At 38.1% G+C, this 21,264-nt stretch carries 22 protein-coding genes; 12 read left to right on the top strand and 10 right to left on the bottom strand.

The features are described from left to right. Positions 1 to 19 precede the first annotated feature (19 nt). The 4 genes from ACNR9Q_RS11785 to ACNR9Q_RS11770 all read right to left on the bottom strand — a co-directional run bounded on the left by ACNR9Q_RS11785 (position 20) and on the right by ACNR9Q_RS11770 (position 6,082). Positions 20 to 976, bottom strand: coding sequence for a sterol desaturase family protein (locus tag ACNR9Q_RS11785; protein ID WP_419211417.1), 957 nt, complete (start codon positions 974 to 976; stop codon positions 20 to 22). A 109-nt stretch (positions 977 to 1,085) separates the two neighbouring features. Next, entirely contained in the window at positions 1,086 to 1,514 is a 429-nt protein-coding gene (gene mscL / locus ACNR9Q_RS11780; protein WP_419211416.1) for a large-conductance mechanosensitive channel protein MscL, read from the bottom strand. A 16-nt stretch (positions 1,515 to 1,530) separates the two neighbouring features. Beyond that, a complete protein-coding gene (locus ACNR9Q_RS11775) occupies positions 1,531 to 4,194 on the bottom strand; it encodes a DNA gyrase/topoisomerase IV subunit A (protein ID WP_419211415.1) in 2,664 nt (887 codons plus the stop codon). A 25-nt stretch (positions 4,195 to 4,219) separates the two neighbouring features. Then, positions 4,220 to 6,082, bottom strand: coding sequence for a DNA topoisomerase IV subunit B (locus ACNR9Q_RS11770; protein ID WP_419211414.1), 1,863 nt, complete (start codon positions 6,080 to 6,082; stop codon positions 4,220 to 4,222). A 240-nt stretch (positions 6,083 to 6,322) separates the two neighbouring features. Between ACNR9Q_RS11770 and ACNR9Q_RS11765 the strand changes: the two genes are divergently transcribed. Continuing rightward, positions 6,323 to 7,228: a DnaJ C-terminal domain-containing protein gene (locus tag ACNR9Q_RS11765; protein ID WP_419211413.1), complete on the top strand. Its 906-nt coding sequence runs from the start codon at positions 6,323 to 6,325 to the stop codon at positions 7,226 to 7,228. Between the two features lie 2 nt (positions 7,229 to 7,230). Beyond that, the gene (locus ACNR9Q_RS11760) at positions 7,231 to 7,524 is read left to right on the top strand and encodes a chaperone modulator CbpM (protein WP_419211412.1); all 294 of its coding nucleotides are present in this window, start codon (positions 7,231 to 7,233) and stop codon (positions 7,522 to 7,524) included. Here the strand turns inward: ACNR9Q_RS11760 and ychF are convergent, their stop codons facing one another. Beyond that, on the bottom strand, positions 7,525 to 8,619 hold the full coding sequence (ychF, locus tag ACNR9Q_RS11755; RefSeq protein ID WP_419211411.1) for a redox-regulated ATPase YchF: 1,095 nt from the start codon (positions 8,617 to 8,619) through the stop codon (positions 7,525 to 7,527). It abuts the gene before it with no gap. A gap of 238 nt (positions 8,620 to 8,857) precedes the next feature. Between ychF and ACNR9Q_RS11750 the strand changes: the two genes are divergently transcribed. Further along, the gene (locus tag ACNR9Q_RS11750) at positions 8,858 to 9,604 is read left to right on the top strand and encodes a class I SAM-dependent DNA methyltransferase (RefSeq protein ID WP_419211410.1); all 747 of its coding nucleotides are present in this window, start codon (positions 8,858 to 8,860) and stop codon (positions 9,602 to 9,604) included. Positions 9,605 to 9,621: 17 nt separating this feature from the next. Here the strand turns inward: ACNR9Q_RS11750 and ACNR9Q_RS11745 are convergent, their stop codons facing one another. Continuing rightward, positions 9,622 to 9,972, bottom strand: coding sequence for a 4Fe-4S dicluster domain-containing protein (locus ACNR9Q_RS11745; RefSeq protein ID WP_419211409.1), 351 nt, complete (start codon positions 9,970 to 9,972; stop codon positions 9,622 to 9,624). Positions 9,973 to 10,133: 161 nt separating this feature from the next. Here ACNR9Q_RS11745 and ACNR9Q_RS11740 point away from each other — a divergent pair, with 161 nt between their 5' ends. The 8 genes from ACNR9Q_RS11740 (at position 10,134) to ACNR9Q_RS11705 (ending at position 17,545) form a co-directional block, all read left to right on the top strand. Beyond that, positions 10,134 to 11,126 carry an acyl-CoA reductase gene (locus ACNR9Q_RS11740; RefSeq protein WP_419211408.1) on the top strand — a complete coding sequence of 331 codons (993 nt, stop codon included), beginning with the start codon at positions 10,134 to 10,136 and terminating at the stop codon, positions 11,124 to 11,126. A gap of 69 nt (positions 11,127 to 11,195) precedes the next feature. Next, positions 11,196 to 12,260 carry a 3-phosphoserine/phosphohydroxythreonine transaminase gene (gene serC / locus ACNR9Q_RS11735; protein WP_419211407.1) on the top strand — a complete coding sequence of 355 codons (1,065 nt, stop codon included), beginning with the start codon at positions 11,196 to 11,198 and terminating at the stop codon, positions 12,258 to 12,260. A 66-nt stretch (positions 12,261 to 12,326) separates the two neighbouring features. Then, positions 12,327 to 13,277 (top strand): D-2-hydroxyacid dehydrogenase, encoded by a 951-nt coding sequence (locus tag ACNR9Q_RS11730; RefSeq protein ID WP_419211406.1) that lies wholly within the window; start codon positions 12,327 to 12,329, stop codon positions 13,275 to 13,277. A 66-nt stretch (positions 13,278 to 13,343) separates the two neighbouring features. After that, on the top strand, positions 13,344 to 13,979 hold the full coding sequence (locus ACNR9Q_RS11725; RefSeq protein WP_419211405.1) for a DUF937 domain-containing protein: 636 nt from the start codon (positions 13,344 to 13,346) through the stop codon (positions 13,977 to 13,979). Between the two features lie 66 nt (positions 13,980 to 14,045). Next, entirely contained in the window at positions 14,046 to 14,516 is a 471-nt protein-coding gene (locus ACNR9Q_RS11720) for a DUF6146 family protein (RefSeq protein WP_419211404.1), read from the top strand. A 30-nt stretch (positions 14,517 to 14,546) separates the two neighbouring features. Further along, positions 14,547 to 14,864: a DUF6787 family protein gene (locus ACNR9Q_RS11715; protein ID WP_419211403.1), complete on the top strand. Its 318-nt coding sequence runs from the start codon at positions 14,547 to 14,549 to the stop codon at positions 14,862 to 14,864. A 53-nt stretch (positions 14,865 to 14,917) separates the two neighbouring features. Next, a complete protein-coding gene (locus ACNR9Q_RS11710) occupies positions 14,918 to 15,247 on the top strand; it encodes a hypothetical protein (protein ID WP_419211402.1) in 330 nt (109 codons plus the stop codon). Between the two features lie 51 nt (positions 15,248 to 15,298). Beyond that, a complete protein-coding gene (locus ACNR9Q_RS11705) occupies positions 15,299 to 17,545 on the top strand; it encodes a TonB-dependent receptor (protein ID WP_419211401.1) in 2,247 nt (748 codons plus the stop codon). 72 nt (positions 17,546 to 17,617) lie between these two features. Here ACNR9Q_RS11705 and ACNR9Q_RS11700 read toward each other — a convergent pair whose 3' ends face one another. The 4 genes from ACNR9Q_RS11700 to folE form a co-directional block, all read right to left on the bottom strand. Then, positions 17,618 to 18,082: a monoheme cytochrome C gene (locus ACNR9Q_RS11700; protein WP_419211400.1), complete on the bottom strand. Its 465-nt coding sequence runs from the start codon at positions 18,080 to 18,082 to the stop codon at positions 17,618 to 17,620. Then, positions 18,082 to 19,302 carry a sulfite oxidase gene (locus tag ACNR9Q_RS11695; RefSeq protein WP_419211399.1) on the bottom strand — a complete coding sequence of 407 codons (1,221 nt, stop codon included), beginning with the start codon at positions 19,300 to 19,302 and terminating at the stop codon, positions 18,082 to 18,084. Before ACNR9Q_RS11695 ends, ACNR9Q_RS11700 begins: the two co-directional genes overlap by 1 nt. A gap of 54 nt (positions 19,303 to 19,356) precedes the next feature. After that, positions 19,357 to 19,656, bottom strand: coding sequence for a hypothetical protein (locus ACNR9Q_RS11690; RefSeq protein WP_419211398.1), 300 nt, complete (start codon positions 19,654 to 19,656; stop codon positions 19,357 to 19,359). Between the two features lie 84 nt (positions 19,657 to 19,740). Continuing rightward, positions 19,741 to 20,340, bottom strand: coding sequence for a GTP cyclohydrolase I FolE (gene folE, locus ACNR9Q_RS11685; RefSeq protein WP_419211397.1), 600 nt, complete (start codon positions 20,338 to 20,340; stop codon positions 19,741 to 19,743). A gap of 232 nt (positions 20,341 to 20,572) precedes the next feature. Here folE and ACNR9Q_RS11680 point away from each other — a divergent pair, with 232 nt between their 5' ends. Next, complete coding sequence (locus ACNR9Q_RS11680; protein ID WP_419211396.1) at positions 20,573 to 21,253, top strand: ABC transporter ATP-binding protein; 681 nt, start codon at positions 20,573 to 20,575, stop codon at positions 21,251 to 21,253. Positions 21,254 to 21,264: the final 11 nt, after the last annotated feature.

The following is a 21,264-nucleotide window of genomic DNA, read 5'->3' as shown; positions in this document are numbered from 1 at the left end:
TTTACATAATATAGATTAATTAATTCGGTCTATTAAAGGCAACCTCAGGGTTTGCCTTTTTTTGTTCATTAAATAGACGTTGCTGTTGTTTTACGGTCATGGTACTACCATCATGACTCCATCCAGGAGGGCCAAAAACATACATGAATTTATCCTTCCATTTTTTGGATTTTTTGGTATCGTTCCAAATATCCTTGAATTCGTGGGTTAGAATAACTATTGGGTTATTGGAGTTCGGAGCATGAATCACTCCGAATTTGACATCGATTTCTTCATCAAATTCTTTCCATGTACCGAATATTTTATCAAAGATGTTTAAAAATCCTCCATGGTTCTTGTCCAAATACTCCACATTTTGTGCGTGATGTACTTGGTGCATCGTATGCGTATTAAAGATTTTTTCAATAAAACCCATTTTTGGAACATATTGAGAATGTAATTGAAACTGCCAAAATGATTCTATAGCCAGGCAAACAACCACCATTTCTACCGGAAAGCCAACAATAGGCATCCAAACATAGAAAAAAGGCTTGTACAATAAAGTGAACCAACCATTACGAATTGCTGTTCCGAGATTAAAGTTATCAGAAGAATGGTGAACGATATGGGCGGCCCAAAGAATACGAATTTCGTGATTGGCCCTATGAAACCAGTAATAGGTGAAATCATCTGCCAACTGACATAATAGCCAAACATACCAGGCATAACCGAAAGATTCATACCCCATAATATTAGTTCTCACCCCATCGACCATCGGATTAAAGAGTTCATAAGCATACTCGAAAAGGACGACCAATAATACAACTTTAAGCAGTGGTCCAATTATTGCCGAACCAATGCCCATTACGCTACTAGCTGCAAAGTCTTTCCAGTCATAGAGATCATCATCACCATGTGTCTTGCTATAGGTCAATTCTAATAGAATGAAAGCCACAAAAGCTGGTGCGCCGTATACCAGAGGGTTGGTAAAATCCATTTGATTTAAATTTCGTCAAATATAGTTATTAATGCATCTATCACGAAAGTTGTGTAATCTTTACGACATAATTTTAGCATTAATACTACTGTTGATTAAACAATTGAACTTATTTTTTATTCTTAAGTATGTTATTCTGTTCTTGAAGTAATTTTTCCATACTTGAAAGCAAGGCAATATTTTTAGGAGTTTCTACATCTTTATTTGCAGGATCTTCTGCTTTTTCCTTGAATCGATTTATGAATTTCACCATCACAAAAATAGTTAGGGCAATAATACAAAAATCAACCAAAGCTTCGATTAGTTCGCCATAACCAATAGCCACCTCCTCAAACTTTTCGCTTGCCTCTCTAAGTACCCATTTTTTATTTGAAAGATTTACGTCATCGGTCATTAATGATAATGGAGGCATTATGATTTTAGAAACCAAGGTATTTACCACATTATTAAAGGCAGTACCAATAATGATACCAATGGCCAAATCTATCATATTGCCTTTTATCGCAAAACTTTTAAATTCTTTAAAAAAATTCCTCATAACTTACTACAATACATTAATCAAATAATGTTCGAGGTCCATCTTCTGGCGAGTTGCTCTCGGTGTCAGGTTCCCTATTTTCACCGGTGGTATTAACATCTTCCTCGTCCACAACTTCAATATCTTCTACATTGTCAGAGGCTGTATGTTCATAGGGCAATGGATCCAATAAATTAATATTTTTTACTTTTTCGGTAGTCAACTGGTTACCTAAAGCTTTAATTCCCTTTATGGATATAAAATTCTCTAAATCAACTTCTTCATTTTCTTTAGGGTCTTTTCCTCTGGGTTTCGAAAATTCGATTTCGATTAACGGACGCCAATCGGTAGCCACCACTTCCAGATAAGATTTCGGATGTTCGGAAATAAAAAGTTCTTCCTTATTCTCACTTTCAACGACGAACCTCTTTACATAGAAACGTTCTTTTTCGCCCTCCCAGTAAACTGCGGAGATCGGTTTTTCTGGAATCCATTTTTCCATGACGATCATGTCATCATCAAAATGTGAAGTCATTACTGGCACAATGGTTTTTGCAACTCCTTTTTGGGTAATGATCAACAATAAATCGTCCCCCTTAAATTCACCTAATAACTCCCCCCGCCCATCAACGTTTAGTCTACGGACAACATCATCAAACCAAATTTTTCTGGGCTTTAGTGTAGAAACCCCTTTTTCTTTTAATTCTATCCGTTTTACAGGGTACTTGGTTACTATATTCCCTTTAGAGGCGCGTCCTTTGATAAGTACATCCGAAAAATCGATGTCCCATTTCAATTTCTTGATACTCCCTACCTGACGAAGCAAAACGGTAATTACCTCTGCCTCACCATTCGGGTTTGCCGAAAAATAAAGCACTTGAGAATTTGGTTTTCCATTCGTTAGATCATAAAGCCTATCTCTAGTGATGCTGGTTACATTAAACCGTTTAATGTAAGTAGGACCACTTTTTCCGTCTTTATAGACTAAATTGTAAGTGGTTCTTTTATCTTTTTTCTTGAATACGGCCACATGAATGATTCCCTTCCCTACAAAAATTTTAGAATCTACTTTCGATACCATCATTTGCCCATCATTGGTTATCACGATAATATCATCAATATCACTACAATCGGTTACGTATTCATCTTTTTTAAGGGAGGTTCCCACAAAACCTTCTTCCCTATTTACATAGAGCTTGGTATTTCTGATGACCACTTTGGTCGCTTCGATATCGTCAAAAATCCTGATTTCCGTTAAGCGCCCCCTATCCTTCCCATAGGTTTCCTTCAGATTTTTGAAATAATCAATAGTGAATTCGACTAAGTGGGCCAAGTTGTTCTTTACTTCGGCAATGCGCTCTTGCAAGCTCTCAAGATGTTGTTGGGCCTTGTCCAAATCGAATTTTGAAATTCTTTTGATACGTATCTCAGTTAGCCTCACAATATCATCCTCGGTGACCGCTCTTTTTAAATGTTGGGTAAAAGGCGCCAACCCCTTATCGATCGCCTTGATGACACCTTCCCAGGTTTCCTCTTCCTCGATGTCGCGATAAATTCGGTTTTCAATAAATATTCGTTCTAAAGAAGCGAAATGCCATTGCTCTTCAAGCTCGCCCAACTGAATTTCAAGCTCTTGCTTTAACAGGTCAACGGTAGAGTCCGTTGAACGCTTGAGCATTTCGGTTACACCAATAAACAAAGGTTTGTTATCTTCGATGATGCAGCCTAATGGGGAGATGGATGATTCGCACGCTGTAAAGGCATAGAGCGCATCTATAGTTTTATCTGGCGAAATTCCGGGGGGTAAATGGATTAATATTTCAACATCCGCTGCAGTATTATCTTCAATCTTTTTAATCTTTATTTTACCCTTCTCGTTCGCTTTTAAGATGGAGTCTATTAAAGTTCCGGTATTGGTTCCATAAGGTATCTCATTGATAACCAAAGTATTTTTGTCTATCTGGGATATTTTAGCCCTAACCCTTATTTTCCCCCCTCTTAAGCCGTCATTGTAATTGGTGACATCGATTATTCCAGCGGTAGGAAAATCCGGAAAAAGCTTAAAACGTTGTCCCTTTAAATGCTTTATGGATGCATCTATAAGTTCAATAAAATTATGGGGGAGTATTTTTGTGGAAAGTCCCACCGCGATTCCCTCCGCTCCTTGTGCCAGTAGCAACGGGAATTTAACGGGAAGGTTAACCGGCTCCTTTTTCCTGCCGTCGTACGACATCTGCCACTCCGTTATTTTAGGGCTAAAAACAACTTCAAGTGCAAATTTCGATAGTCTGGCCTCAATATACCTTGAGGCTGCAGCCCTGTCACCTGTCAAAATGTTCCCCCAGTTTCCTTGCGTATCGATCAAGAGGTCTTTTTGACCTATCTGCACCATGGCATCGGCAATACTTGCGTCACCATGTGGGTGATATTGCATGGTATGCCCGACCACGTTGGCCACCTTGTTGTACCTGCCATCGTCCAACTCCTTAAGAGAGTGCATGATTCTGCGCTGAACGGGTTTAAAACCGTCTTCGATAGCAGGTACGGCTCGCTCTAGAATGACATAGGAAGCATAATCCAAGAACCAGTCCTTGTACATGCCTGTTACCCTGGTCAAGGCTTCTGTCGAATCTGTATTTATGGTATTTTCTTCGGAAAGATTCTCGTTATTTTCCTCGTTCAAATCGTCATTTTCTTCCATTCAGAAGCAATCTTATTTACTTGGTTTATATTACTTTATCTTCAATCAAATCAACTTCAACTTTAAGATTTTTAATGATGAATTTCTGCCTATCCGGGGTGTTTTTTCCCATGTAGAAACTTAGGAGTTCTTCTATGGACAACGCCTTGTCGAGCATTATTGGTTCTAATCGAATATCATCCCCGATAAAATGCCTGAACTCATCTGGTGAAATTTCCCCCAAACCTTTAAATCGGGTTATTTCTGGTTTGCCACTTAATTTGTTGATCGCATTTTGCCGCTCTTCATCACTATAGCAATAAATGGTTTCCTTTTTATTTCGTACGCGGAACAATGGAGTTTGAAGAATATATAAATGATTTTCCTTGATCAATTCAGGAAAGAACTGTAAAAAGAACGTGATCAACAACAAACGTATGTGCATACCATCTACATCGGCATCTGTTGCAATGATAATATTGTTATAGCGTAAGTCTTCAATAGATTCTTCAATATTCAATGCGGCTTGCAGTAAATTGAACTCCTCATTTTCGTATACGATTTTCTTGGACATACCGTATGAATTCAACGGCTTTCCTTTTAAACTAAAAACCGCCTGCGTATTTACGTCCCTTGATTTGGTAATCGAGCCAGAAGCGGAATCCCCTTCGGTAATGAATAAAGCACTTTCCAATCTGCGATCGTGTTTCATATCACTCAAATGTACCCTGCAGTCCCTCAATTTTTTATTGTGAAGGCTTGATTTTTTGGCCCTGTCCCGTGCCAATTTACGGATACCGGAGAGTTCTTTACGCTCTTTCTCTGCCATCATTATTTTCCGTTGCAGCTTATCAGCGGTTTCAGGATTTTTATGAAGGTAGTTGTCTAAATATTTCCCAACGAAGTCATTGATATAGGTCCTTACGGTAGGAAATTCACCCCCCATATCGGTAGACCCCAATTTAGTTTTGGTCTGACTTTCAAAAACAGGTTCGGTCACCTTTAGTGAAATGGCGGAAATTATAGATTTTCGTATATCGGAAGCGTCATAATCCTTTTTATAAAACTCCCTGATCGTTTTTACGATAGCTTCCCTAAAAGCGGATTGATGGGTACCGCCTTGAGTGGTATGTTGCCCGTTTACAAATGAATGATATTCCTCGCTGTACTGGGTCTTGCTATGGGTCATGGCGATTTCTATATCCTCCCCTTTCAAATGAATAACCGGGTAGAGCATATCCTCCATATTGTTGTTATCCTCCAGAAGATCTTTCAGTCCATTTTCAGAATGGAATTTTTCACCATTAAAAATAATCGTTAATCCAGGATTTAGATACACATAATTTTTGAGCATGCGTTCTACATACTCATTTCTATATCTATAGTTTTTAAAAATGGTCTCATCTGGGGTAAAGGTTACTTTGGTTCCTTTTCTTTTTGTGGTTTCTTCGGGTCCAATTTCATTTTCAAGATTCCCAGCACTGAATTGGGCAGTTTTAACTTTATTATCACGAGATGATTGAACCTCGAAAAAACTGGAAAGTGCATTGACCGCCTTCGTACCTACTCCATTTAAACCAACGGATTTCTTAAATGCACGGCTATCGTACTTACCACCGGTGTTCATTTTAGAAACTACGTCAACCACTTTCCCTAGCGGAATACCCCTCCCGTAATCCCTTACCTTTACCACTTTATCTTTAATGGAAATCTCAATGGTCTTACCAGACCCCATAACAAATTCGTCTATACAGTTATCGATCACCTCTTTTAAAAGAATATAGATACCGTCATCTGCCGACGAACCGTCGCCCAATTTACCGATATACATACCAGGGCGTAATCGGATATGTTCTTTCCAATCGAGCGAGCGTATATTATCTTCGGTATATTGAGTGTCTTGGGGCATTTAATAAAATTTTATGAAAGTGCTGCTAAAGATAGCACCGCTCAGGTAAAGATAAAACCCTTACCCACTAAAGTAATTAACAATGAAATCCACATTCATGTTGATAGCTATACTTCAACATAAAAAATACGGAACAATATGCTTTTAAAATTGTGAATGGCTCACAACACAGAATTGTACACTAATATGATAGGAAACGAATAGCACTTTTTATACCTTTAAAATTGATTTTGAATACTTATGGAATTTATTGATTATTATAAAATTCTTGGCTTGGATAAAACCGCCTCCCAAGCCGATATTAAAAAAGCTTACCGCAAATTGGCCCGAAAGCTGCATCCTGATTTAAACCCGAACGATAAGGAAGCCCAACAAAAGTTCCAACAAATCAATGAAGCGAATGAAGTATTGAGCGATCCTGAAAAGCGTAAAAAATATGATCAATATGGGAAAGATTGGGAGCACGCCGATGCCTTTGAACAGGCAAAAAGAAACCAAAGAAGTGCCACTGGAAGTAGTGGAAGAACTAGTTATGGGGGCTCTGGGAATTATGGCAACGAAGACTTCTCCGATTTTTTTGAATCGATGTTCGGAGGTGCGGCCGGTGGTTTTGGAGGCGGAAGACGTACGACGCAGTTTAAAGGTCAGGATTTGAATGCCACCTTAAAACTGAATCTGTTGGATATTTTAGAAGACCAGAAACAAACCCTGGATCTGGGCTCCAAAAAAATCAGGATAACTATTCCTGCAGGCGTAGAAGACGGACAAACCATAAAAATTAGCGGTTATGGTGGTGACGGGGTAAACGGCGGACCCAAAGGTGATTTATACCTAACCTTTGAAATTCTAAACACGACAAGTTTTCAAAGGGTGGGCAACGACCTATACAAGACACAGTCGATAACCCTCTACGATGCCCTTTTGGGTGGTGATATTGAAGTGGAAACCTTAACGGGTAAAGTGAAGCTTAAAGTAAAGCCAGAAACCCAAAACGACACTAAAGTAAAATTAAAAGGCAAAGGAATGCCTGTTTATAAACATAAAGATATGTTCGGAGACCTTTATATAACCTATAAAGTAACCATGCCCACCAATCTATCTAAAACCGAGAAAGAACTTTTTCAGCAACTTAAAGACTTACGATAATTATGCAAACGGAAAACTTTATACTGATTAGTCATTATTGCCAACATACCCAAATTCCTGTAGATTTCATCTATACCTTACAGGAATATGGTTTCATAGAAACCAAACAAATTGAAAATAAAGTATATGTTGAATCTCACGCTATTATTGAAATTGAAAGAATCGCGAGGCTTCAAAATGAACTAGGCATCAACTTAGAAGGTATTGACGCCTTATACAATATGATGCATCGGGTCAATCAATTAGAGTTACAATTAAGACGCACTACAGAAAGACTTAAAATTTATGAGCCTTGATTAGACATTAAAACGAAAGTGCATCACATCACCATCCTTAACAATGTACTCTTTCCCTTCTACCCTCATTTTACCAGCTTCCTTTACTTTGGTTTCGCTACCAAAATTTACATAATCATTATAAGAAATCACTTCGGCACGTATGAATCCTTTTTCAAAATCGGTATGGATCACGCCGGCAGCTTGTGGTGCAGTGGCCCCAACAGGAATTGTCCATGCCCTAACTTCTTTTACTCCAGCCGTAAAATAAGTCTCAAGGTCCAATAATTTATAAGCACCTCTAATAAGTTTGGCAGAACCCGGTTCTTCCAAACCTAAATCCTCTAAGAACATTTTACGCTCATCATAAGTTTCCAATTCGGTTATATCGGCCTCTGTGCCAACGGCCAGGAAAATTACTTCGGCGTTTTCATTAGCGACGGCTGCTTTCACCTTTTCAACATAGGCATTTCCTGAAGCGGCTGCATCCTCATCAACGTTACAAACATACATCACAGGCTTATCGGTAATGAACTGTAATGGTTTTACAAACTCTAGCCTAGATTCTTTGTCAATCTCTATGGCCCTTACAGAAATACCAGCTTCCAATCCTTTCTTGACCGCCATTAAAGCGGCCTCCTCTTTTTGAGCCTCTTTATTTCCAGTTTTAGCAGCTCTTTTTACTTTCTCCAATTTTTTGTCCACGGTTTCCAAATCCTTCAATTGAAGCTCCATGTCAATGGTCTCCTTATCTCTAATTGGATCAACGCTACCATCTACATGAACAATATTGTCATTGTCAAAACAACGCAATACGTGCAAAATAGCATCTGTTTCGCGGATATTCCCCAAAAATTGATTTCCCAAACCTTCTCCTTTGCTCGCGCCTTTAACAAGACCGGCAATGTCTACTATTTCAACAGTGGCGGGCAAGACTCGTTCTGGATTTACCAATTCTTCTAATTTCTCCAAACGTGTATCAGGCACGTTAACTACCCCTATATTAGGTTCAATCGTACAAAATGGGAAATTCGCACTTTGTGCCTTGGCGTTCGACAAACAATTGAAAAGAGTCGATTTACCTACGTTTGGTAATCCTACAATACCTGCTTTCATGAAAAAATTTTTTAAAACGGTGCAAAGATAGTCCTTCCTATTATAATATTTGCCAAGTTTTATCCTATGCCTATCAATCTAAGGAAAAGCTTTCATAATTTCTAAAAATCAAGCAACCGCCAAAGTATTCATTTTTGAGAATGTTTATAGTAAATGTATTATTTCAACTATTTAGGCTGTTTGATATTGGCTATGTTTGGAAAAAGCTATTTATCTTTAAGATGCTTTTTATAGGATTATGAACGAGTTATACGGTGCTAACCTTGCTTGGGTTTATGACGAAATTTATCAAGGTTTCATAGATTATAAGGCAGAATATCAATTCTTTAAAAGAATCTGCAAAGAATATAAATGTGACCGAATTTTGGAACTAGCCTGTGGCACTGGTAATTTATCGGAATCTTTTACCAAGGACTTTAAGCGCTATGTAGGTTTAGATTTTAGCGAGGCCATGCTAAAAATTGCCAAGAAAAAGTTTCCCGACGGGAAATTTGTACAAGGCGATATGAGGTGTTTAAACTTTGAAAAACAATTCGATGCTGTTTTAATAACGGGTCGGTCCACTAGTTATTTAATGAACGACTCAGATTTGCAACAAACCTTTACGTCTGTTCAAAAGTCTTTAACCACCGGTGGAATATTTGTATTCGACACCATTAATGCAGATTTGTTCATGCCGTTTATTTCACAAAATGAATTTGTGACGCATCGTTCTGAAATTGAAGGAAAAAAATATGAGAGGGATTCGAGGTGGAAAAAACAAGAATCCGATCGCTATCATTTAATTGCCTGGGCGGCAGAATATTTTAGGACCGATGAGACCAATAGATTCTTTTTGGGTAAGGATGAAACAATATTCAGGGTCTTTACTCCACAAGAAATTAGTACCATCTTAAACAAGACCGGATTCGAAATTTTGAAAATACAAGAAAGGGAAACCTATGCCTTTGCGACCAATGTGTTTGTGTGCCGAAGACTCGTATAGATAAACCTTACGCGCTCTTATTCAGGATGCATAAAACGTTGTTTGCCCAAAAGTACTTCTTCAGATTCTACATGATCATCATCGGGTACACAACAATCTACGGGACAAACCGCTGCACACTGAGGTTCTTCATGAAAACCCATGCACTCGGTACATTTATCGGGAGCTATATAATAAACTTCATCACTAATAGGTTCTTGCACTTCATCTGCATTAACCGCCTTACCACTCGGTAGAACGACATCTCCTTTTAAAGAAGTACCATCACTGTACCTCCATTCGTCCGCTCCCTCGTATATAGCGGTGTTCGGACATTCAGGCTCGCAAGCACCACAATTTATACATTCATCAGTTATAATAATCGCCATAATTTCTTCTACATTAAAATGCCCAAAAAACAAAGGGCATGCTTATTTTTGCACAAAGGTAATTCCTAGTAATATAGTATACAAATATAATGACCCAACACAATCTTATAGTAGAAGCTTTTGTTAAACTTGGAGATTTTCTAAAATCATTTTGTGAATATATGAATTCAGAAAATGTTTCTGAAGACAGACATGACAAGTGGTTATCAATATTTAAACATGAAGTCGAGATGGCGCATCATCACAATGGATGGTTCACGATGGATAATTGCATGCATGCGTTTTATGAGTGGGGCAATCTACTAACCAGGGAAAATTTAAATGATTGGTTGGCAAAATATGATGTTCGTTCAAATAAAGAGATAACCGTTGCCCTTATAATGGCCGGAAATATACCGCTTGTCGGTTTCCACGATCTGCTATCGGTTTTGATTACAGGAAACAAAGCTCTGGTAAAACTATCTAGTAATGATCAAAAATTGATTCCTCTACTAATTGATTATCTGAAGGATATCGAACCTTACTTTAAAGATAAAGTAGTTTTTACCAAAGAAAAATTAGGTCATTATGATGCCGTCATTGCCACAGGAAGTAATAATACCGCGCGCTATTTTGAATACTACTTCAGTAAAAAACCGAATATCATCCGTAAAAACAGAAACTCCGTTGCGGTTCTAAAAGGAACGGAAACAACGGCTGAATTAACGGCCCTAGGCGAAGATATTTTTAGATATTTTGGTCTTGGTTGTAGAAGTGTATCCAAATTATTCGTCCCAACCGAATATGATGTGGACGCCTTTTACAAAGCTATTTACCCATATAGTGAGATAATTAACCATCATAAATATGCCAATAATTATGACTACAACAAGGCGGTTTATCTGATGAGTGAATTCAAAATATTGGACAATGGATTCTTAGTTTTGAAAGAAGATGAAAGCTATGCCTCACCGATAGCGTCGGTTTTCTATGAACACTATACCGATTTAGAGGAACTAAGATCAAGGTTAATTGCTGAAAAAGAAAAGATTCAATGTATTGTTTCATCAGGATTTATAGAGGTAGAGTTCACTTTTGGTGAAACGCAAAAACCGTCTCTAAGTGATTATGCAGATGGTATTGATACTGTTGAATTCCTGTTAAGAACATCCTAGAATTTAATGGCATCGGCCATCATATTTCTTGAAAAAATCATGACCTTTACATCCTTAATCTATCCAAAAATGAAAAAACATAATTTTAGTGCCGGCCCATGTATATTGCCTAAAGAAGTTTTATTAAAGGCATCTGAAGCTGTTATGGATTTTAACGGCTCTGGTCTCTCCCTAATAGAAATTTCACATAGAAGCAAAGATTTTGTTGCCGTGATGGAAAAAGCAAGATCTTTGGTTTTGGAGCTACTGGGATTGGAGAACAGAGGATATCAAGCACTTTTTCTTCAAGGAGGTGCCAGTCTTCAGTTTTTAATGGTCGCATACAACCTTTTAGAAACGAAAGCGGGTTATTTAAATACTGGTACTTGGAGTGATAAAGCGATTAAGGAAGCTCAATTGTTCGGTGAAGTTGTAGAATTGGGTTCTTCGAAAAGCGAAAAATTCAACTTCATTCCAAAAGGATATACAGTTCCAAGGGGTTTAGACTATGTACACCTCACATCGAACAACACCATTTATGGCACGCAGATCAAAACATTCCCTAAAACGGATGCGCCTTTAGTGTGTGATATGAGTTCCGATATTTTTTCAAGAAGTCTTGATTTTTCGCAATTCGATTTAATCTATGCCGGTGCCCAAAAGAATATGGGTCCCGCAGGTGCTACGTTAGTCGTGGTCAAAGAAGACATATTGGGAAAAATTTCTAGAAAAATTCCTTCTATGTTAGATTATCAAGTTCATATCAGCAAAGAAAGTATGTTCAATACCCCATCGGTATTTGCAGTCTACACTTCTATGTTGACGTTAGAGTGGCTCAAAAATATGGGTGGAATATCCGCCATTGAAAAAGTGAACGAAAAGAAAGCCCAATTACTTTATTCTGAAATTGACCTAAACCCTGTCTTTAAAGGCTATGCGAAAACAGAAGATCGCTCCATAATGAACGCCACCTTCAACTTAACGGACGAAAGCCTGAAAAGCACTTTTGAAGATATGTTGAAAGAAGCCGGAATCAATGGCCTAAACGGTCACCGTTCAGTTGGGGGCTACAGGGCCAGTATGTACAATGCGCTACCTCTTGAAAGTGTCGGTGTACTGGTTGATGTAATGAGTGAGATGGAACGTAAAGGATAAATGAAGCTATGGGTGGTTAATGATATTCGATAAAGGAATTAACGGCCGATAAATACGTAAAGAACTATGAAAATTTTAGCGAATGACGGTATTTCCCAAAATGGTATCACCACTTTGGAAAAAGCCGGATTTGAGATTTTAACTACCACAGTGGCCCAAGAACAGTTATCTAATTTTATTAATGATAATAAAATTGATGCTTTGCTTGTTCGTAGCGCCACGAAAGTTAGAAAGGAACTTATCGATGCCTGCCCTAGTTTAAAATTGATCGGTCGTGGGGGCGTCGGTATGGATAATATAGATGTGGATTATGCAAAATCCAAAGGCCTAGAGGTAATCAATACCCCTGCAGCGTCCTCAGAATCTGTTGCGGAGTTAGTTTTTGCACATCTTTTCGGAGGGGTCCGATTTTTATATGACGCCAATAGAAATATGCCTTTGGAAGGCGATAGTAGTTTCAAGGATTTGAAAAAATCCTATTCTAAAGGAACGGAATTGAGGGGGAAAACCTTGGGTATATTTGGTTTCGGAAATATCGGTCAGGCTACGGCAAAATTAGCGATAGCTGCGGGTATGAAGGTTATTTATTGTGACCCGGAAATTGAAAAAGCCGAGCTTGAACTTTCTTTTTTTGACGGACAGTCCGTTCGTTTTTCGCTAAAAGGTACTGGCAAAGAAGAAATTTTAAAACACGCTGATTATATATCGCTGCACATTCCTGAGCAGCAGAATTATGTTCTAGGAAAGAATGAATTTGCTGAAATGAAAAAAGGCGTGGGCATCATTAATGCGGCACGCGGTGGAGTTTTAGATGAAGTGGCTTTGGTAGAGGCATTGGAAAACGGTACCGTTGCCTTCGCAGGGCTTGATGTTTATGAATCAGAACCAACTCCAGAAATTAAAATATTGATGCATCCAAGTATTTCACTTTCGCCGCATATCGGTGCTGCCACATTAGAAGCGCAAGAAAGGATTGGGCTAGAATTAGCAGAACAAATAATATCCATTTTAAGATAAGTGCTCAAAGGAAACTTTTGCAATTCTTTTCGTACATTTCTCTATGAACATCAATGACCTATAAAAATGGCAGGATTATTGGATTTATTAAACAGCCCAATGGGCCAACAAGTGATAAGTGGGGTTGCAAAGCAAACTAACGAACCCGAAAGTAAAACAGCAGATGTATTGAGTATGGCAATGCCTTTGATTCTTGGGGCTATGAAGAAAAATGTAAAATCTTCACCCCGAGGCGCTGAAGGGTTAATGAATGCGTTGTCCAATAATCATGATGGAAGTATTCTTAACAATTTAGGAAGTTTGTTCAATGGCGGTGTTGACGATACTGTTTTACAGGATGGTGCTGGTATCTTGGGCCACGTTTTTGGAAATAAACAACCACAGGTTGAAAATGCCTTAAGCCAAAAATCTGGAATCGATGCAGATACGGTCGCGCAGATCCTTAAAATTGCGGCACCTATCGTTATGGGGTATTTAGCTAAAGAAAAGTCTCAAAGTAATGTAAATGATTCCAATGGTATGAATGCCTTGTTGGGAAGCATGTTAGGTGGCCAGCCACAACAGAATCAGAGTTTGATCACTACTCTATTGGATGCTGATGGGGACGGAAGTATCTTAGACGATGTCGCTGGAATGGTAATGGGTAGCAATAAGCAGAAAGGTGGACTGGGCGGAATGCTGGGAGGTCTGTTCGGTAAATAAAACGTTGAATTTCTTTAATGTATGCCGCTTATAGTTAAAAAGCGGCTTTTTTTGTATCTTATAGCTATGAAAAAGAAAAAAAATCTACTCTTTGCTAATGGTTTTGCATTAATCTGCACCTTAACGCTACTGCTAACAAATTGTGGCACATCAAAAGAAGCTTTAACCATTTCACCTGAAGAGCAAAAAGTTTTCGAGGAAGTAGAAGGCGATACCATTAAAATTTCAAGCGATAAAACAGAATATGAAATCATCATCATTGAACCCGGATTCAATACTTGGTTAAATTCCATCGCCAAACCCGAAGGATATTACTCCCAAAACTTTTTAGAGAACAGAAATTACATTTTGGTAACCGAATGGAACCAAAGGGTAATGCAACCATTGCGCTACAGTCCTAATCTCTATGAATTACAAATCGATTATAGTCAGAATATAGATTATGGCTATGAGGTGAATTATAAGCTCTATAATTATTTCGTTTATTTCCAAAGAAAGTACAATCAACGGTTAGGGCCTTTTTTTCCACGGTTATAAAAAGTATATTAGCACGCTTTAAAATGAACTATGCAAAGGTTAAAGGAGCGTTGGGGAATATCAAGTAATTTTCAACTGATCATAATTTTTTTCGTTTTTGCCATTACAGGATCCTCATCGGTTTTTGTAGCCAAACCTTTTTTAAACTTAATCGGGCTGCAACAAAGCAATTTCCCAGATACTTGGTGGGGAAGTACGCTCTATTGGGTGTTAAGAATCCTATTGATTTTTCCTTTTTATCAAATTTTATTGGTCATCTATGGGTGGCTTTTAGGACAGTTTAAATTCTTTTGGAACTTTGAAAAAAAGATGTTGAAAAGAATTGGTTTAGGCTTTTTGTTCAATTAATTTAATATTTTCTTAACAGTCGAGTCTAGAAAGCAATCGTTAGATTTGCAACTATGGGATTTTTAAAGGAAAAAATTATATTTCCATTAGTGGCCATTATTTTACTGATGGGGTTGTTGGGACCGTACATTGTTAAAATATCCCATGCGCTTTATGAACATGAAGAGTTACATTGCGTCACTCAAGGAAAATTACATATCCATTCCGTCGAATTCGATTGTGATTTTGATCATTATCACCATTCCAATTTTTTTTACCCAGAGTTTGATTACCCCGAATTTTTTGAGGCATCGGTGATTTCTGAAGCCATCATCAATAACTACTTTTTTTTAAGTAAATATCAACAACTTCATTTTGTTTTAAGAGGACCTCCGACGTGCTAGTTTACTTTATAAAAACACGTTAAATCTACTATATCTTAAAATCATTTTAAAATGAAATATCTATATATGGCGGTGCTATGGGCACTGTCTGTACATGCCGTATTCGCACAACATAGCTTACAAGGAACAATAACCAACCAAGAAACTCAAGAACCCTTAGAACAAGTATCCATTTACTTGCCACAACTGGAAAAGGGAACCATAACAAATGCCGAAGGTTTTTATGAAATCAATGATTTACCATCAGGTAAGTTTAAAATTGTTATTTCTTATATGGGTTTCCAAACCTATTCACAAACAATCGATTTCGCAGAAGCAACAACCCAACTTTCTTTAGAACTTGTACCAAGTGCCATAGAAATGGAAGAAGTTATCGTCTCTACGCCCTTTCACAAATTACAGCGTGAAAATGTAATGAAAGTTGAGCGTACCAGTATTAAAGAATTAAAGAATGCTGGAGCCATCAACCTATCGGAAGGAATAACGAATATCCCGGGTGTAGCAAGTGTCTCCACCGGGGTGGGAATTGGAAAACCGGTTATTCGGGGATTGAGCTCTAACAGGGTTTTAACCTATACCCAGGGCATACGTTTAGAAAACCAACAATTTGGCGATGAACATGGATTGGGAATCAGTGATGCAGGTATTGAAAGCGTTGAAGTTATAAAAGGACCAGCCTCCTTACTATATGGTTCAGATGCTTTGGGTGGCGTTCTTTACCTGAATCCTGAAAAATTCGCGAATTCAAATGATACCGAGGGCGATATCAACTTTAACTATTTCACCAATACACAAGGTATCAATGGTAATGGTGGATTTAAAGCTTCATCAGACAAACTTAAATTTTTGGTCCGTCTGGGAGGAAGTTCCCATGTTGATTATAAAACGGGGGAAGGCGAAAGAATCACCAACTCCAGGTTTAAGGAGCAAGATTTAAAAACCGGCCTCGCTTATCAATTAACCAATTTCAAAACCGAAGTACGTTATAACTACAACAATTCAGAACTTGGTATTCCTGAAGAAATCGGGGTTCAGAATACAGATCGCACCGCGATGGAGCCTTATCAAGATATCACTAGCCATATCTTAAGTTCTAAATCCAATATTTACTTTAACAATTCAAGTCTACAGGCGATATTAGGATACACGGTCAATAACAGAAAGGAATTTGAGGAACATGAAGCCGATGCAGGAGCTGACGAACCTGTTGAGGAAGGCCCTGCTCTAGATATGAAACTACAGACCCTAAGTTATAATCTTCAATACAACTTAGCTAGAATCGGAGCGGTAGAAACAATCGTTGGGCTACAAGGCATGAACCAAACCAATAGTAACTATGGGGAAGAAGTGTTGATTCCTGATGCAACGACAAACGATATTGGTATTTTGGCCACCTCGCACATCCATTTTACGGAAAGTGACCTTCAATTGGGAATTCGATTTGACAAGAGAACCATTGATGGTGATGAAAATGGAATAGCCGGTGAAGAAGGGTATATAGCCGCTTTGGATAGAAGTTTTAATAGTTTTAATCTCGCCGGTGGTTACAAGATTGACCTTTCTAAAAACTTCATTTCACGGTTAAATATAGCCTCGGGGTTTAGAGCGCCCAATTTGGCCGAACTTACCTCTAACGGTGTTCATGAAGGTACAAATAGGTATGAAATAGGAAATGCAGATTTGAACAACGAACGTAATCTGCAGACCGATTTATCATTAGAGTTCAAAAACGAGCATTTTGAATTTTACATCAATGGATTCTACAATACCATATCAGATTATATTTATCTAGAGCCCAATGGTACTGTTGCAGAAGGTAATTCAGTTTTTTTATACCAACAACAAGATGCAAATTTATACGGTGGTGAAGCTGGTCTACATTACCACCCACATCCATTAGATTGGTTACACTTACAGAGTGATTTCTCTACAGTAACAGGTGAATTAAAGAATGGCGGGAACCTGCCTTTGATCCCCGCAAATAATTGGGCGAACACTTTTAGGGTTGAATTTCCTAAAATGAATAAAAGTTTAACCAATGGCTATGGCTTTGTCACTTTGAAGTCCTATTTCTCTCAAAATAAAGTGAGTGATTTTGAAACACCAACGGCTGGCTATTCACTACTGAATTTAGGTATTGGGGCCACATGGAGCATTTCTGGGCAGCCCGTCGATTTTAAATTAAGTGCCAACAATATTTTGGATAAAGAATATGTTTCGCACCTTTCAAGACTTAAATCGAATGGCCTTTCGAATATTGGAAGAAATATAAACCTTGGTATTAGCATACCGTTGTAAGTAGATTATAATCGAAAAAAGGTCTTTGGGTATTTCATCCAAAGACCTTTTTTTTATTTTCAATGGTTATAACTATTCTTCTATAGCATACCATTCTATGTTAGTAAGCGGTACTCTTCGACCCTTTTCTAAAGGTGGATAATTTTCAACAAGATAATCGACGATTACTTTTTGATTCTCTCCTAAATCCCACAATCCTTGCGTTTTCTGCATCCATCGTATCGTCGCATTCCATTGCTCTGCTCCCATTCTATTTTGAATGATCAATTTAGAAGAATGGCATGTTGTACAGTTAGTGATTACGGTCTGTAATCCGTCGGCCGCTACGAGTCCGGTACGGACATGCATCCCATTTTCAATCAATTCAGGATTAACCTCCGATTGTTCTTGCGGTTCTTCTTTTAGTTGTTCCTGAGACTCGTATGGGCCGTAAAAATAGATTGCAGAAATTCCGACGAGTATTAGAACTGTTGAAATAATAATAAGCGTCTTGTAAATTGGTTTCATGGTTCTTCCGAAATCTTTTCGTTGTTCCATTAGATTATTTTTACGGCAATTCTGTGGCATGCGTTATTCAAATATCCTTTGGGGTTCCATCCAGGCAATACCATAGGTTGTTTTTTTCCGTTGGAATCCGTTGCACGAGCCCAAATTTCATAATAGCCTTTTTTAGGAAATGAAACGGAGGCATCAAAATGCTGCCACGCAAGTCGATTTTTTGGTTTTTCTAAATTAGCAGATTTCCAAGAGGTCCCATAATCAATGGAATATTCCATATGGGATACTTCCAGCTCACCCGCCCAAGCATGACCTCTAATTTTAAGGGTTTTTCCCTCGTCTATTAAAGCTCCTGATTTCGGGTGTGTAATCAATGATTTTACGGGCATGGATTCTATGATGCACATATCTTCATCTTTTACGGTTTCTCCCGGTGCTACTGTTTCGCAAGGTACGCGGTACGAACTACCCCCCATTTTCTCCCCGTCATGTACTATATTTCTAATACTTATTCTATTCAACCATTTACCAGAGACCGAAGCTGGCCAACCACCAGCGACTAAACGTAAAGGAAAACCATGCGCCAAAGGAATGGGTTTTCCGTTCATGGCGAATGCCAATAAAGTTTCCTCCTGCATTGCTTTAGCAATGGGTGCTCCCCTGGAGATCGGTTCTTTGTTGGGGTTTCTACTTAGATGAACATCGGCAGCGTGATATCCTATATAAACTGCATCTTCCTTAACACCTACATCATTCAATATATCTTTTAATCGTACTCCCGTCCATTCGGCACAGGATACCGCACCAATAGTCCATTGATTTCCTTTTGCGGGTGGATTGAACTCACTTCTACCATTTCCACCACATTCCAAGGTTAATTGGTAGGTATGGTGCTGAAATTTACTTTTTAAATCCTCTAAGGAATAGGATTTAGGAGAAACAACTGATTCACCATCAATCGTCAACTTCCACGATTTTTCATCGATATCCTCTGGAATGAGTCCATTATTACGGATGAACATAAATTTATTTGGAGTTATGCGATCGTTTAGCAGGTGGGCCTGCGCTTCCATATTCCATGGTCTATCATTGAGTACGACCATGGCCTCATCTTTTTCGAACAATTTGAAGGGATCTGTTTCCTGAAAGGCTACAGGTGTATAATCTTTCGGCATCAATTCTCCATAAACGACTTCAACTCCTAAGAGCGCAGCCAAACTTCCCAAACCGGACTTTGCTACAAAACTTCTTCTTTTCAAAACACGATAGATTTGAGCTAAAGTTAAGTTATTTGAAAATAAATAGGAAGTTCACTAAACCTCAATTGGCCGTCTTTTTTTAGACCCTTTAAAAACATAGGTATAGAACCACATTAGGGTAAAAGAAGGTATTAGGTCAAAACCAGGTAAGATTTCTTCAATGAAGGTTACGACTCCCGCCACTTGCCCCAAGTTACCTTTATACATTCTTGTCATCAACCAAGCCGACAATGGGGCCCATACAATATCAGAAAACTCACCGACAAAAGGGATGGCAAAAGAGAGCATACCTATAGCGTCAAATAAAAGTCCTAATAGTAATTGTTTATATTTTTTATTCTTTAGTACCAACATTTTGAAAAATTAGCAATTCTTTCATTGGAATACAACAAAGATGCCAAAATTTCATATGAATTGTTCAAGAAAAAAGCTGGAAGACTAAGATAGTTTTGCACTAATAAGCTTAAGGAATTCGTTTCTGGTTTCAATCTTCTCGAACTGCCCCCTGAACCCTGATGTGGTTGTTACAGAGTTTTGTTTTTGAACTCCGCGCATCATCATGCACATATGTGATGCTTCGATTACAACTGCAACGCCTTTTGGTTTTAAGGTATTATTGATACATTCCAAAATGTCATGGGTCAATCGCTCTTGTACCTGCAACCTTCTTGCAAATACATCAACTACACGCGGTATTTTACTTAGACCTACAATATGACCATTGGGAATATAGGCAATGTGTGCTTTCCCGAAAAAGGGTAACATATGGTGTTCACATAACGAGTAGAGTTCAATATCCTTGATGATGACCATATCGTCATAACTTTCTTTGAACATCGCTCCTTTAAGTATTTCTACAGCATCTTGTTTATAGCCTTGGGTCATAAACAACATTGCCTTTGCAGCTCTCTCAGGGGTTTTAACGAGACCTTCCCTTGAGACATCTTCTCCTATTTCGTTGATAATGGAAGAATACCTGTTTCGTACTTCATCGGTTATTTCAAGATTGTATTCTTCTAAATTTCTATATGGAGACATACGATGTGATTATTGTTTAATTTATTTTGATTAAGAATGAACAAACTTACTGTTTTCTTTTATTATCCAACAATTTATTTTCATAAATAGTATAGCAAAATTACGGCTTTTAGCCCTGACCGATAATGTACATGGTCGGTTATTAAAGTAAAACTGAAATTCTGATCAAACCCTTCTGCTTTTTCATTAATTTTGAGATTTTATAAAACATCATAAATCTTACACTTTCAAAATGATCAAAGCTTCTAACATTCATAAATACTACGGGGAATTAGAGGTGTTGAAAGGCGTAAATCTTCATATAAAAAAGGGAGAAATAGTTTCTATCGTAGGGGCATCTGGAGCTGGTAAAACCACATTATTGCAAATATTAGGAACTTTAGACGTGCAATCGAATAAATCGAGCAGCACTTTGTTGATCAACGATACGGAAACCACGAATTTAAATGATAAGGAACTGGCGAAATTTAGAAATGAACATATTGGCTTTATATTTCAATTCCACCAGTTACTGCCAGAATTTACAGCACTTGAAAATGTATGCCTCCCAGCATTCATAAAAAAAACACCCAAAGCGGATGCTGAAAAGAGAGCAAAAGAGCTTTTAGAATTCCTTGGCCTTAGTCATAGATATGAACATAAACCTTCTGAGTTATCGGGTGGTGAACAACAACGGGTTGCCGTAGCACGTGCCTTGATCAATAATCCTTCCATTATTTTTGCGGACGAGCCAAGCGGTAATCTAGACTCAGAAAGTGCCGACAACCTTCACAAATTATTTTTTGAACTGAGGGAAAAATTCGGGCAAACCTTTGTGATCGTTACCCATAATGAAGAACTGGCAGAAATGGCCGATCGCAAGTTGACTATGGTAGACGGCAAAATCGTGGATAAGGAAATTATAGTGGCATAACACCAAAGCCT

The sequence above is a fragment of the Maribacter sp. X9 genome (assembly GCF_048537565.1).
Lineage (GTDB): Bacteria > Bacteroidota > Bacteroidia > Flavobacteriales > Flavobacteriaceae > Maribacter.
This window is presented reverse-complemented; position numbering and strand designations above follow the sequence as displayed.